A 13,400-nucleotide genomic window follows, 5' to 3' on the forward strand; every position below is an offset into this window, starting at 1 on the left:
AAACTAAAATAATAAAAAAGTATTAATTACCAGTGTTTTAAGACTCGTTTTTGGGTGAGGCTATTGGTAGGAATAATGAAAAAGGATAATTCTATTTTAAAAGTTTATTTAATTTATAGAAGATAAAGGTGCTAGTTTTTTCGATTTCTTTATCAGAAATGTTGAATGTAGAGGAATGTGAATTACTCTTTCTTAAAAAAGTAACAAATTGAAGATAGTATGTGTCTTAATTAGTTGATTATGTGAATTATCCCTACATTTATATTATAACAACCTTACTTCGAAAAAATCTAATTTTTCCCTGTAACAAAATGGTAGAAACGTTAGTAATAATAATTAAAACTCATAATGATGAATCACTTAAACAAAACAATTGAACAGCATTATCTTAAAGAAAGCTTGTATGAAGATATTTTACAGCGTCTATCAGAAATGGAAAAAGACCTTAAAAATATTACACGAGAAGATATAGCTGGAGTTGATGAATTTCACGTGCGTGGTGCAGCTGTTTCAAAAGAGTTGGCAGAATCTATAGACCTTAATAATAAATCAGTTTTAGATATTGGATGTGGGCTAGGAGGTCCTTGTAGAATGTTAGCTGAGAGATATAATTGTACTACCTCAGGTATAGATCTTAGTAAGGAATACATTAGGACGGCAGAAAAGCTATCTCAGCTTGTAAAACTTGAGTCTAAAACAAGTTTCTTCCAAGGAGACGCAACAGCACTTCCGTTCGAAAATGAATCATTTGACGTGGTTTGGACACAGCATGTTCAAATGAATGTACCTAACAAGCAGAAATTTTACTCGGAAATAAATCGTGTGTTGAAACCTAATGGCTTTTTTCTATACTATGACATTCTAAAAAATAATGATGAAAGAGTTAAGTATCCAATGCCATGGGCAACTTCCGAAGATCATAGCTTTTTATTCAAAAACAGTGAAATGAATGATATAGTAACAAAACTAGGCCTTACGAAAGTATCCTCTAAAGATCAAACGCAAGCAGGAATAGAATTTTTTGAAGGAATGCTCAGTAAAATAAAAGAATTGGGACCACCAAAAATTGGACTTAATGTTCTTATGGGTGAGACCACTAAACCTAAGTTATTGAATTTATTAGAGCATTTTAAAAATGGTTCTTTAATTTTGGAAAGTGGTGTTTATAAGAAATAATATTCTATAGACTACAGCTTATCTAACTCATTTAAAATAAGATCGCATCCTTTTTCTATTTCTTCGTCAGAAATAGTTAGTGGAGGCGTAATACGAATGGCTCTTCCTTCAAAAAGTAGCCAGAATAAAATCAATCCTTTATCTAAACAATTTAAAATAACTTGCGAAGCTTTTTCAGGTGTATCTACTAATACAGCAAGCATCAACCCTTTACCTCTAATTTCTTTAACTTTTGGGTGATTTTTAAACTTGTTACGAATTAAAACCTCTTTTCGTAAACTTTCTTCCATTAAGTCAGAGGAAGTAATCTCTTGTACCGTTGCTAAACCAGCACTTGCAATTACTGGATGTCCACCAAACGTAGTAATATGTCCTAATTTCGGGTGTTCTTTTAAGCAATTCATTACTTCAAAAGAAGCTATAAAAGCTCCGATTGGCATTCCGCCACCTAAACCTTTACCAGTGATAATAATATCTGGAGTAACATTGTAATTTTCGAACCCCCAAAATGTTCCTGTACGTCCAATACCTGACTGGATTTCATCTAAAATTAATAAGGCTCCAACTTCTTCACATCGTCGTTTAACTTTTGTTAGGTAATCGTTTTTAGGTTCAATAAAACCAGCACCGCCTTGAATGGTTTCTAAAATAACTCCTGCTGTGTTAGAAGTAATTTTTTCTAAATTTAATTCGTTGTTATACTCAATAAATTTATTTCCTGGAATTAACGGGCGAAAAGCTCTATTTTGTTGTTCTGCACCACAAACACTCATTGCTCCTTGGGTATTTCCGTGATAAGCATTTTTAGCCGCAACAATTTCACTTCTTCCAGTAAAACGTTTGGCTAATTTTAAAGCACCTTCAGTAGCCTCAGTACCAGAATTCACTAGATAAACAGACGATAGGCTAGGAGGTAAGGTGGTTGCTAAAGCTTTGCACAATTCTAACTGTGGCTTTTGAATAAACTCACCATACACCATTACATGCGTATATTGCTCTAACTGATTTTTTATAGCTTCGTTAATCTTTGGGTGACTATGACCTAAACTATTTGCAGAAACTCCAGCTACGAAGTCTAACATAGGTTTTCCGTTGCTATCATAAATATAACTCCCTTTCGCATGTGTAATTTCAATAGCTAATGGGTGAGGAGTGGTTTGGCCTTGGTATTTTAAAAAATCGTCTTTCACAGGAATTATTTTAACTTTTTAAGGTTAGGCTTTTTTTGTTTTTCTTCCTTTTTTGAAGTTTCATTAATAAACTGTTCCCTAGCTTCTTTAACAACATCAGGTTGTTTTTTTCTTTTGGAATGAATAGTAGAAGTAGAGTCTTTTATAAAGATATCTTCTACTGTTTTTGGTTGCTCGTCACCACGCCATAAGAAACCTTTAAATTTTTTCTCTTCTGAAGGAAATTCGGAAGGAGGGTATGTTTTTCCTTCAGACTTCTTAAAATATGTAGTCTGAACAATCTCTCCGTCTTCTAAAATAAACTCAATATCACTCGCAATTTCCTTGGTAATAGTTTCTAATTTATGAGTATCTTCATTATTGTTATAATATAAAGACTCAGCATTTCCCTTAACCATCATAGTTCGTAAGTCATCATCTTCAAACTTACCATAAATGTTTCTTCCTTTAATTTGATTAAAGTTATCTTTATGAATGGAGTCTTGTTGAATCATAAATGCATTTTGTAATACTTTTAATGAATCTAACTTATTACTCTCTTTATGAGTGAGTAGTTGAATGCTATCGCCCGTTATTTGACTGTTATTAGACCATAAAATAGGTCTGTTAAACATTCTGGTTAAACCTGTTTCTTGACTGGTATGAATAGAGTCGCATTTACCTTGTAAGTCAGACTTAAATATTTTTACATTATTAAAAATACGAGCAATACGTTTTTCAGGTTTTCCTGTTAGTAAAATTTTATCTCCAGCTACATACATAGAGTCCTTTTCTAATACTGAAATAGCAACAGCCCTATCAATAATGAACAAGGAGTCTTTGTGCTCGTATAGTTCAGCATAATTTCCTTTAGCTACCATATTTTGCACAGTATCTACCACTTTAATATTGTTGGTTGCAGAAGCAAAACCGTTACGCTTGTCATAGTACAAACTATCGGCAGAAACAGTTCGCTCTTTTAAAAACAATTTTGCTCGTTTTACGAAGTATGAAACATCCGTGTTAGTATCGTAAAAACCTCTTTCGGAATACACTTTAGTACTATCCTTTAAGTTTGTAATGGTACTTGGTCCGTATAAATAAGCCAAGTTTGTATTGGTATAATAATCTAAATGGTCAGATTCTAAATGGTTATCAGGATTTACAACTGTTACTTTAGATTTTGCTGTAAACTTTTTTTCTCTTAATAGATAAGTTCCTTTTACACTTTTCAGAGTGTTTTTTGTATCGCGGATAGTTCCTCCATTAGGGTAGTATAATACTTGATTGATTCTATCAAAATGAAGCGTATCAGTTTTTAGCGTCATTTCTTTATCGTTTATTTCTACATTTCCCCAAGATTTGGCCTTTTTTGTATTCCCATTATAAGTAGCAAAATCACTGTATTGAATAATACTATCTCCTTGTTCAATAATTACTTCACCAATAGCTTTAAATAAGTTTTTGTCTTTGTAAAGTAGTGCTCTTTTACAATCTAGAGTAGCTCCTTCATGCGACATTTTAACTTTTCCTATCAGTATAGTAGCTCCAGGGTACTTGCTTTCATCAGCAGTACTTAATTCGGTAGAAAGTATCTTGATTTTTTTTGTTTGAGAAAAACTTACAACAGAGAATAATATAAAAATTAATAGAAATAGTTTTTTCAAAATAATACGATTTAATGCACAAAAATAATGAAAAGAATATGCCAAAATCTTAATAAAGAAATAAAATTATCAAGATAAATAAAAGGCTGTCATTTAGTAAATGGTTAATTTTGTAACAAATTAAAAAACTATAAAGATATGAGCGCTCATTTTGATTTATCAAAAGAAGAGATGAAGTCTTACGGATATAAAATTGTAGATATAATTGCAGAGCATTGGGCTACTTTAGAGCAAAAAAAGCCTGTGGCTAGTGCTTCTAGAAAAGAAATGGATAGTATTTTCTTACAAGAAGCCCCAAATAAAGGAATGTCTGCTGAAAAGGTGCTAGACTTTGTGATGGACAATGTGATACCAAACAGTACGGTTATTTCTCACCCTAAAGCTTATTCATTTGTACCTGGACCTAGTAACTTTATTAGTACTATGGCAGATAGTTTGGCAACAGGATTTAATATTTTTTCTGGTGGATGGATGGTTTCTCCAGCAGCAGCTGAGTTAGAAATTGTAACGATGAATTGGTTACTAAAAATGTATAATTTTCCTGTTGAAAAAGGAGGAGGAATTTTTACCAGTGGTGGTTCTATGGCAAACTTAACAGCTTTGGTTACCGCGAGACGTTTAAAGTGTGGTGATGATTTTTCTAAAGCAGTGATTTATTTGTCTGATCAAGCACACTCTTCAAATATTAAAGCAATTCGTGTTTTAGGGTTTAAAAAGGAACAAATTCGAATTTTACCTACAGATTTAGAGTTTAGAATTAGTATTAACAAACTAAAGAACGCTATAGCAAAAGACCGATTAGAAGGGTTACAACCATTTTGTTACATCGCTTCAGCAGGAACAACAAATACAGGTACTGTAGATCCTTTAGACGAAATAGCAGATATATGTGAAGAAGAAGATTTATGGTTCCATATTGACGGAGCTTATGGTGGAGCGGCTATTTTAGCTGAAAAAGGAGCAAAAGCTTTACGAGGAATTGAAAGAGCTGACTCTCTTACTGTAGATCCGCATAAATGGTTTTATCAACCTTATGAAATAGGATGCTTATTAGTAAAAGATGCTTCTTGGTTAAGTGGTACTTTTAGTGAAAAACCTGAATATTTAAGAGATATAGAAGGGAATGAATCTGAAATTAACTTTTACGATTATGGAATTCAATTAACAAGACGTTTTAGAGCATTGAAATTTTATATGTCCATCAAAACCTATGGATTAGATGCTTTCAAAGAAGCTGTTACTTACAATATCCAATTGGCAGATGATGTAGAGAAAATGTTACGAAAAAGTAGAAATTGGGAAATTATTTCACCAGCTACGTTGGCAGTAATTAATTTTAGATATAATCCTATCGGGTTAAACTTATCAGAAAAAGAAATTGATGAATTAAATCAGAAAATTTCTCAAAAGATAATGGAATCTAGAGAAGCATTTTTAGTAACTACTATTTTAAATAAGCAAGTAGTATTGAGAATGTGTTTAATAAATCCAAAAACAACGATGGACGATATTAAAGAAACTCTAGAGTTGTGTCATCAGTTTGGAGAAGAAATTTTAAAAGAAGAATAAATTAAAAGGAGCTTAAAGCTCCTTTTTTTGTTTTTATGACAAAAGTCATATTTCAAAAGCCTTTCTCTTAGTAGTTTTGCTTATATAAAAGATAAAAAAGTCTTTTATATAAAATTATTAATAACTACATCAATAGAAGAGAGATGAAACAAGTGAAAACAATTTCAATGATTTTAGCAGCTATGTTTTTAATGGCTAGTTGTAAAAATGAAAAATCTGAAAGTATAGCTATGAAGAGCGCTTCAGATATAGCAGTTAAAGGAACGATAGAAGCAGAATTAACAGCTCCTCCTCATGTTCCAGCACCTGTTGGTAATAGATCCGCAAAAAAGTTACTGGTAAACATGGAAATCCTTGAAAAAGAAGGAACGATGACAGATGGTGTAGAATATGTTTATTGGACGTTTGGAGGTTCTGTTCCAGGAAGCTTTATAAGAACTAGAGTAGGAGATGAAGTAGAGTTTACACTATCAAATCATCCAGATAATAGGTTACCTCATAATATCGATTTACATGCAGTTACTGGACCAGGTGGGGGAGCAACGTCATCATTTGTAGCTCCAGGTCATGAAAAAACATTTTCATTTAAAACATTAAACCCTGGATTATATGTATATCACTGTGCTACTGCGCCTGTGGGAATGCATATTGCTAACGGAATGTATGGACTAATTTTAGTAGAGCCAGAAGGAGGTTTACCAAAGGTTGATAAGGAATATTACATTATGCAAGGAGATTTCTATACAAAAGGAGAAAATGGAGAGCCAGGTTTACAAGCTTTTGATATGAGAAAAGCAGTAGACGAAGATGCGGATTATGTAGTGTTTAATGGAAGTGTAGGAGCCTTAACGGGAGATAATGCAATTACTGCTAATGTTGGAGAAACAGTACGCTTATTTGTAGGTAATGGAGGGCCTAACTTAACATCATCTTTTCATGTTATTGGTGAAATTTTTGACAATGTGCATATAGAAGGAGGAGATGTAATTAATAAAAATGTTCAAACAACTTCAATACCAGCAGGTGGGGCAGCAATTGTTGATTTTAAAGTAGACGTTCCTGGTACTTTTATTTTAGTAGATCACGCTATTTTTAGAGCTTTTAACAAAGGTGCTTTAGGAATGTTAAAGGTAAAAGGAGAAGAGAGTAAAAAGATTTATTCAGGAGTAAAACAAGAAGGTATTTATAACCCAGAAGGAGGTACAATTCAAGAAATGCCAAATGGTAAAGAAGAAAAGGCTGTTGCTTCTAAGCAAGAAAAATCATTAGCACAAAAAATAGCTGATGGTAAACAAATTTATACGAAAACATGTTTTGCTTGTCACCAAGCGAATGGAGAAGGAATTCCAAATGCATTTCCTCCTTTAGCAAAATCAGATTACTTAAATGATGATGTTAAGAGGGCTATCGATATTGTTTTACATGGTAAAACAGGAGAAATAACTGTAAATGGTCAAAAATATAATAGTGTAATGACTAAACAAGCGTTGAATGATCAAGAAGTGGCAGATGTACTGACTTATGTTTACAACTCATGGGGCAATAATAAAACCAATGTTAGTGTAAATACTGTAATGGAAGTAAAAAGTGCCCACTAAAAACGTAGTAAAACTTTAAAATTAAAAGAAATGAAAACTATTTTAAGATTGACAATTTGTATATTTTTCTTAGGCATTTCCCATATGAATTGTCAATCTAAAATGGTTCCTATTAAAGGAGGAAGTTATATTCCTTTGTACGGTAGAGATTCAGCAACAGTTACGATTCAAGATTTTTTAATGGATGTATACCCTGTAACCAATGAAGATTTTTTACAGTTTGTAAAAGAAAATCCGAAGTGGAGAAAATCTAAAGTAATTAAGCTGTTTGCTGATAAAAGTTATCTTATTAATTGGAAAAGTGATACGGAAATAGGAGAGAAGCTTAGTTTAAAATCGCCAGTTACGAATGTTTCATGGTTTGCAGCTAAGTGTTATTGTGAAAAGCAAGGAAAACGATTACCTACTGTAGATGAATGGGAGTATGTAGGAATGGCTAATCAGAAATTACCAGATGCAAGAACTTTAAAAATGTATAATGAATATATTTTAGGATGGTATGAAAAACCTAGAACTTTTGATAATGTTATAGGCTCTACGTTTAAAAACTATTGGGGAGTGTATGATATGCATGGATTGGTTTGGGAATGGACTTCCGATTTTAACTCGGTATTGGTATCGGGAGAGTCTCGTAAAGACGTTGATAACGATAGTAATTTGTTTTGCGGTAGTGCAGCAATAGGGTCGACAGATTTAATGAATTATGCAGCTTTTATGCGTTATGCTACCCGTGGAAGCTTAAAAGCTAAATACACAATGCGAAACTTAGGTTTTAGATGTGTAAAAGATAAAAATACAGCACAATGAAAGTAGTAAAATATATAATGATACTTCTTTTCTCAATTACTTTATTGAGTTCATGTAAAAAAGAAAAGAATAATACGAGTTCAGTAATTGTATATGAATGCCCAATGTTATGTGAGGGAGATAAAACGTATACTGAAGAAGGAGTTTGTCCAGTTTGTAAAATGGATTTAACACAAAAAGATCAAAAAGAGGTTAAAGAAATAGCTTTAGCTACTAATATTTCTGAAAGTTCTATATTCAATTTAACATCAGAATGGAAAACTGAAGAAAATAAAAGTATTCATTTAGAAGATTTAAGAGGTAAAACGTTGGTAATGGTAATGATTTATACTACCTGTAAAGCTGCTTGCCCAAGATTGGTTGCTGATATGCGTAATATTGAGGCTAAAATACCAAAGAAGTACAATAGTGATTTACAATATGTTTTAATCAGTATTGATCCTAAAAATGATACTCCAGAAAAACTTAAAGCTTTTGCTAAAGAAAATTATATGGATGATGAGCATTGGACTTTCCTACAAGGTACAGAAGAATCAGTTAGAGAGTTTGCAAATGTGTTGGCAGTAAAATACAAACAAATTTCTCCGTTAGATTTTTCACACTCAAATATAATAAGTGTATTTAATCCTGAAGGGGAATTAGTGCATCAACAAGAAGGTTTAGGTGTAGACAATAAAGAAACTGTAGCAAGTATTTTGGAAACAGTAAAAAAATAAGCTGCCATATGTTTCCTATTAAAAACGTCTTTTAGAAATTTCTAAAAGACGTTTTTTTATGAATTGTTTTTTTCAAATTGAGCCTGTATAAACTCTTTTGATTTTCCTTTTGCTATTGAAGCAGTTTGCCATTTGTCGTTTAAAATCATCTTACCTACATAAGCTATTTGACCTATATGATAAGGAAAATGAGCTATTTGTCTGGTAATACTTTCAATTAGTTTAACTTGTTTATTCCTGATAAGAATAGGTTGATTGAAATTTTCTTCATTTAATGAGTCTAAAGCAGAAAAAAGACAATTCCAACCCTTTTCCCATTGAGCAATTAATTCATTTTTAGATAAATCATGAGTTTCAAATTCAGCATCTCTATCTCTCCAATCTTTTTCTCCATCAGAAGTAAAAAAGTCTGTCCAACGAGATAACATGTTTTCAGATACATGTACAATAATAGCAGCAATGCTATTACTTTCCTCATTGTATTTCCAGTGTAAGTCCTTTTCTTCTAGTTGTGCAATCGTTTTATCAGCTACCTCTTTATACGATTTAAATTGGGTAGTGATATTCTCTAAGTATTCTTTTACCATCATAAAAAAGGAGCTCAATTGAGCTCCTTTAAATTTTATCTATTAATTGTTTGTTTTCTATCAGGGCCTACAGAAACTATTTTTACAGGTACACCAGTTTCTTTTTCAATAAACGCGATGTAGTCTAATAAGTTTTGAGGTAATTCATCAGCAGAAGTCATTTTTGTTAAATCATCTTCCCAACCTTTAAATTCAGTATAGTTTACACTTACATTTTCTGGCTCAATATTATAAGGTAAGTGAGAAATTTCTTCTCCTTTATAGTTGTAAGAAGTACAAACTTTTAAAGTATCGAAACCAGATAATACATCACCTTTCATCATCATTAATTGTGTAACACCATTTACATCAACAGCATACTTTAATGCAACTAAATCTAACCATCCGCAACGACGAGCACGTCCTGTTGTAGCTCCAAATTCATGACCAATTTTAGCCATAGTAGCTCCGTCTTCGTCAAATAATTCAGTAGGGAAAGGTCCAGAACCTACACGAGTAGTGTATGCTTTAAAAATACCGAAAACTTCACCAATTCTATTAGGAGCAACTCCTAAACCAGTACAAGCACCGGCAGCAGTTGTGTTTGAAGAAGTAACAAATGGATAAGTTCCAAAATCAATATCTAATAACGATCCTTGAGCTCCTTCAGCTAAAATAGTTTTACCTTCTTTAATAGCGGTGTTTAAGAACTCTTCAGAATCGATAAATTGTAATGTTTTTAATTTCTCAATACCTCTAGAAAACTCAGCTTCTAACTCGTCTAAATCATAATCGATTTGAACATCAAAGTATGCTAACATACTTAAATGTTTTTCAGTTAAAGCTCTATATTTTTCTTTCCAGTTGTCTAATTCTAAATCACCAACACGCATTCCGTTTCTACCAGTTTTGTCCATATAAGTAGGCCCAATTCCTTTCAAAGTAGATCCGATTTTTGCTTTTCCTTTTGAAGTTTCAGAAGCAGCATCTAATAATCGATGTGTTGGTAAAATTAAATGTGCTTTACGAGAAATTAATAATTTAGAAGTATAATCAATGTTATGTTTATCTAAATTTTCTAATTCTTTTTTAAAGATAACAGGGTCAATAACCACTCCGTTACCTACTACGTTTAAAGCTGTTTTATGGAAAATTCCTGAAGGAATAGTATGTAATACATGCTTGTTTCCATCAAAAATTAGTGTGTGACCAGCATTTGGACCTCCTTGAAAACGTGCAATTATATCGTAGTTTTTTGTTAAAACGTCTACAATCTTACCTTTTCCCTCGTCTCCCCATTGTAGTCCGAGTAATAAATCTACTGCCATTTAGTGTGTTGTTAAGTGTGTTTTTATTTGTTGTTTCTTTTTGTTCCGTAGAAATAAAGTGAATGATTGTGAATATCTATATCAAAAACATCTTCAATTGTTTTTTTGATAATTTGAATTCTTGGGTCGCAAAACTCTTTTACTTCACCACTATCAGTAAGTATAACATGATCGTGATTTTTATCGAAATAACTTTTTTCGTAACGAGCCATTGATTGTCCTTCAAATTGATGTTTACGAACCAAACCACAGTCTAACAATAAATCCATCGTATTGTAAAGCGTAGCTCTACTTACACGATAGTTTTTGTTTTTCATCTTAATGTATAAAGATTCGATATCAAAATGCTCATCAGCATCGTAAATCTCTTGTAAAATAGCGTAACGTTCAGGTGTTTTACGGTGTTTATTCTCTTCTAAAAAAGAAGTGAATACTTTTTTTACAATTTCTTGATTTTCGGCTGAATTACTCATTTATTTTTAAATTTTACGAAAGGACAAATTTACGTTTATTTCTTGATAAAATACAAGGATGTTAAAAACGAAATTTACAAAGTATTAACACGCTCAACTTTTTGAACGCCTTCCACTTGTTTCATGTTATTAATTAATTTATCTAGTTGAGTCTTGTTTTTTACACTTAACGATAGTTTTCCGTCAAAAACACCATCGTCTCCAGAAATATTAATACTATGAATAAACACATCCATACTATTAGAAATTATTCTAGTAATGTTGTTTACGATACCTTTATTATCCATACCAGAAAGGTGTAAAATAGCTGTAAACTCTTGCTTGGTAGAATCAATCCATTTGGCAGGCATAATTCTATAAGCATAGTTAGACTGTAATGAAATAGCATTAGGGCAATCATTTTTATGTACCTTAATTCCTTCATTAATAGTTACAAAGCCAAAAACTTTATCACCAGGAATAGGAGAACAGCATTTAGCTAAAGTATAATCTAATGTTTGCTCTTCTTTACCAAAAACTAAAGCATCGTATTTATTCGTAACTTCTTCTTTTTCTGATATTTCTTTTGATGGAGAACGCCTAAAAGTACTTTTGATGAAGCCCATAAAGCGATTACTTCTCTGAGCAACAAAGTCTTTAAGTTGTGTATTATCTATAGCACCATTACCAACTCGATAAAACAAGTCGAAACTAGTTTTTAATCCAAAATAACTAGCTAACTCATGAATAACTTTTTCATTTGAGTTGATTTTTAAATGACGTAACTTTCGTTGTAAAATAGCTTTTCCTTCTTCTGCTATTTTCTTTTCTTCTGCTTTTAAAGCCGATTTAATCTTAGCACGGGCTCTAGCTGTAATAACAAAATCTAACCAACGCACATTAGGTTTGTTGTTAGAGGCGGTAAGTACCTCTACTTGATCTCCACTTTTTAATTCGTGACTTAACGGCACTAGTTTTCCGTTTACTTTTGCTCCACGACACTTTAATCCAACATCGGTATGTACAGAAAAGGCAAAATCTAATGCTGAAGCTCCTTTAGGAAGTGATTTTAAATCTCCTTTTGGAGTAAATACATAGATTTCTTTGGCATAAAGGTTTAGTTTAAAATCTTCAACAAAATCTACAGCGTCTAAACTCTGGTTTTCTAAACTCTCTTTTAAACGATTTAACCATCCTTCTAAGCCATTTTCTTTAACAGAACCTTGTTTGTATTTAAAATGAGCAGCATAACCTTTTTCAGCTATTTCATCCATTCTTTCTGAGCGGATTTGAACTTCTACCCATTTTGCCTGAGGTCCAATTACTGTTATGTGTAATGCCTCATATCCTGTTGATTTTGGTTGAGAAATCCAATCTCTTAACCTAGCAGGGTTTGGCTTAAAGAAGTCTGTAACGATAGAATAAATTTTCCAAGCATCAAACTTTTCATCTTCAGAAGTAGGCTTATATATAATTCGAATAGCAAACTTATCGTACACTTCATCAAAAGTTACGTTTTGTTTACGCATTTTTCTACGAATAGAGAAAATAGACTTAAAACGTCCTTTTATTTCATAAGCAAAACCTTCTTTGTTTAATGCTTCTTTTAAAACACTAGTAAAGCTATCAATATACTTTTGTTGATCTTCTTTGCTTTCTTTTATTTTGTTAGCAATATCTCTATAAACATCAGGTTCGGTGTATTTTAAACCAAGATCTTCAAGTTCAGTTTTAATATTATAAAGTCCTAAACGATGTGCAAGAGGAGCATATATATACAAGGTTTCAGATGCTATTTTTACCTGCTTATGAGGAGGCATAGAATCCATAGTTTGCATATTGTGTAACCTATCAGCAATTTTAATAAGTATTACTCTAACGTCATCGTGTAGTGTGAGTAACATCTTTCTAAAATTCTCTGCTTGGATTGAGTAGTCTTGCTCTTGTTTTAGGTTTGATATTTTAGTCAAACCACTCACAATACGAGCTATATTCTCTCCAAACAAACGCTCCATATCATCTAAGGTATAGTGCGTATCTTCAACAACATCGTGTAATAAAGCAGCAGCAATAGAGGTTGCACCCAAACCAATTTCGTCTGCAACTATTTTAGCTACAGCTATGGGATGATAAATATAAGGTTCTCCTGATTTTCTACGTTGTTCAGAATGTGCTTCTACAGCAATATCGAAAGCTTTACGTATCAGTTTTTTATCATCTTCTGATAATGTTTGATATGTACCTTTTAATAAATTTTTATACCTATTTGCTATCTCTTTGTTTTCTTCTTCTATCGTTGCATTATAACTCATATAATAAAACTCTTTTACTCATTAGGTTTATAATAAAAGT

At 32.1% G+C, this 13,400-nt stretch carries 11 protein-coding genes; 5 read left to right on the forward strand and 6 right to left on the reverse strand.

Going from position 1 to position 13,400, the window contains the following annotated elements:
- The first annotated feature begins 348 nt into the window (after nt 1–348).
- A complete protein-coding gene (locus tag LCI24_RS07350) occupies nt 349–1,176 on the forward strand; it encodes a class I SAM-dependent methyltransferase (RefSeq protein ID WP_274639795.1) in 828 nt (275 codons plus the stop codon).
- Between the two features lie 11 nt (nt 1,177–1,187).
- Here LCI24_RS07350 and LCI24_RS07355 read toward each other — a convergent pair whose 3' ends face one another.
- Nucleotides 1,188–2,366, reverse strand: a complete 1,179-nt coding sequence (locus LCI24_RS07355) for an aspartate aminotransferase family protein (RefSeq protein WP_274639796.1) — start codon at nt 2,364–2,366, stop codon at nt 1,188–1,190.
- Between the two features lie 5 nt (nt 2,367–2,371).
- Nucleotides 2,372–4,012 (reverse strand): OstA-like protein, encoded by a 1,641-nt coding sequence (locus tag LCI24_RS07360; RefSeq protein WP_274639797.1) that lies wholly within the window; start codon nt 4,010–4,012, stop codon nt 2,372–2,374.
- Between the two features lie 138 nt (nt 4,013–4,150).
- Here LCI24_RS07360 and LCI24_RS07365 point away from each other — a divergent pair, with 138 nt between their 5' ends.
- The 4 genes from LCI24_RS07365 to LCI24_RS07380 all read left to right on the forward strand — a co-directional run bounded on the left by LCI24_RS07365 (nt 4,151) and on the right by LCI24_RS07380 (nt 8,702).
- Complete coding sequence (locus LCI24_RS07365; RefSeq protein WP_274639798.1) at nt 4,151–5,581, forward strand: pyridoxal phosphate-dependent decarboxylase family protein; 1,431 nt, start codon at nt 4,151–4,153, stop codon at nt 5,579–5,581.
- Nucleotides 5,582–5,724: 143 nt separating this feature from the next.
- Nucleotides 5,725–7,179, forward strand: a complete 1,455-nt coding sequence (gene nirK / locus LCI24_RS07370) for a copper-containing nitrite reductase (RefSeq protein WP_274639799.1) — start codon at nt 5,725–5,727, stop codon at nt 7,177–7,179.
- 30 nt (nt 7,180–7,209) lie between these two features.
- A complete protein-coding gene (locus LCI24_RS07375) occupies nt 7,210–7,986 on the forward strand; it encodes a formylglycine-generating enzyme family protein (RefSeq protein ID WP_420802987.1) in 777 nt (258 codons plus the stop codon).
- On the forward strand, nt 7,983–8,702 hold the full coding sequence (locus LCI24_RS07380; RefSeq protein ID WP_274639800.1) for an SCO family protein: 720 nt from the start codon (nt 7,983–7,985) through the stop codon (nt 8,700–8,702). The genes LCI24_RS07375 and LCI24_RS07380 overlap by 4 nt, the downstream gene beginning before the upstream one ends.
- A gap of 56 nt (nt 8,703–8,758) precedes the next feature.
- On the opposite strand, the gene LCI24_RS07385 is transcribed toward LCI24_RS07380, so the two are convergent.
- The 4 genes from LCI24_RS07385 to LCI24_RS07400 form a co-directional block, all read right to left on the reverse strand.
- On the reverse strand, nt 8,759–9,292 hold the full coding sequence (locus tag LCI24_RS07385; RefSeq protein WP_274639801.1) for a DUF1572 family protein: 534 nt from the start codon (nt 9,290–9,292) through the stop codon (nt 8,759–8,761).
- Between the two features lie 32 nt (nt 9,293–9,324).
- Nucleotides 9,325–10,596, reverse strand: a complete 1,272-nt coding sequence (locus LCI24_RS07390; protein WP_274639802.1) for an adenylosuccinate synthase — start codon at nt 10,594–10,596, stop codon at nt 9,325–9,327.
- 23 nt (nt 10,597–10,619) lie between these two features.
- Complete coding sequence (locus LCI24_RS07395) at nt 10,620–11,069, reverse strand: Fur family transcriptional regulator (RefSeq protein ID WP_125067666.1); 450 nt, start codon at nt 11,067–11,069, stop codon at nt 10,620–10,622.
- Between the two features lie 74 nt (nt 11,070–11,143).
- On the reverse strand, nt 11,144–13,360 hold the full coding sequence (locus LCI24_RS07400) for a RelA/SpoT family protein (RefSeq protein WP_274639803.1): 2,217 nt from the start codon (nt 13,358–13,360) through the stop codon (nt 11,144–11,146).
- Nucleotides 13,361–13,400: the final 40 nt, after the last annotated feature.

The organism is Tenacibaculum larymnensis (genome assembly GCF_028829235.1).
Lineage (GTDB): Bacteria > Bacteroidota > Bacteroidia > Flavobacteriales > Flavobacteriaceae > Polaribacter > Polaribacter larymnensis.

What these genes read in the sequence shown, in the direction of transcription:
- LCI24_RS07395 (WP_125067666.1), bottom strand. Translation starts at nt 11,069, where the DNA reads ATGAGTAATTCAGCCGAAAATCAAGAAATTGTAAAAAAAGTATTCACT.
- nirK (WP_274639799.1), top strand. Translation starts at nt 5,725, where the DNA reads ATGAAACAAGTGAAAACAATTTCAATGATTTTAGCAGCTATGTTTTTA.
- LCI24_RS07350 (WP_274639795.1), top strand. Translation starts at nt 349, where the DNA reads ATGATGAATCACTTAAACAAAACAATTGAACAGCATTATCTTAAAGAA.
- LCI24_RS07380 (WP_274639800.1), top strand. Translation starts at nt 7,983, where the DNA reads ATGAAAGTAGTAAAATATATAATGATACTTCTTTTCTCAATTACTTTA.
- LCI24_RS07385 (WP_274639801.1), bottom strand. Translation starts at nt 9,292, where the DNA reads ATGATGGTAAAAGAATACTTAGAGAATATCACTACCCAATTTAAATCG.
- LCI24_RS07400 (WP_274639803.1), bottom strand. Translation starts at nt 13,360, where the DNA reads ATGAGTTATAATGCAACGATAGAAGAAGAAAACAAAGAGATAGCAAAT.
- LCI24_RS07375 (WP_420802987.1), top strand. Translation starts at nt 7,210, where the DNA reads ATGAAAACTATTTTAAGATTGACAATTTGTATATTTTTCTTAGGCATT.
- LCI24_RS07365 (WP_274639798.1), top strand. Translation starts at nt 4,151, where the DNA reads ATGAGCGCTCATTTTGATTTATCAAAAGAAGAGATGAAGTCTTACGGA.
- LCI24_RS07390 (WP_274639802.1), bottom strand. Translation starts at nt 10,596, where the DNA reads ATGGCAGTAGATTTATTACTCGGACTACAATGGGGAGACGAGGGAAAA.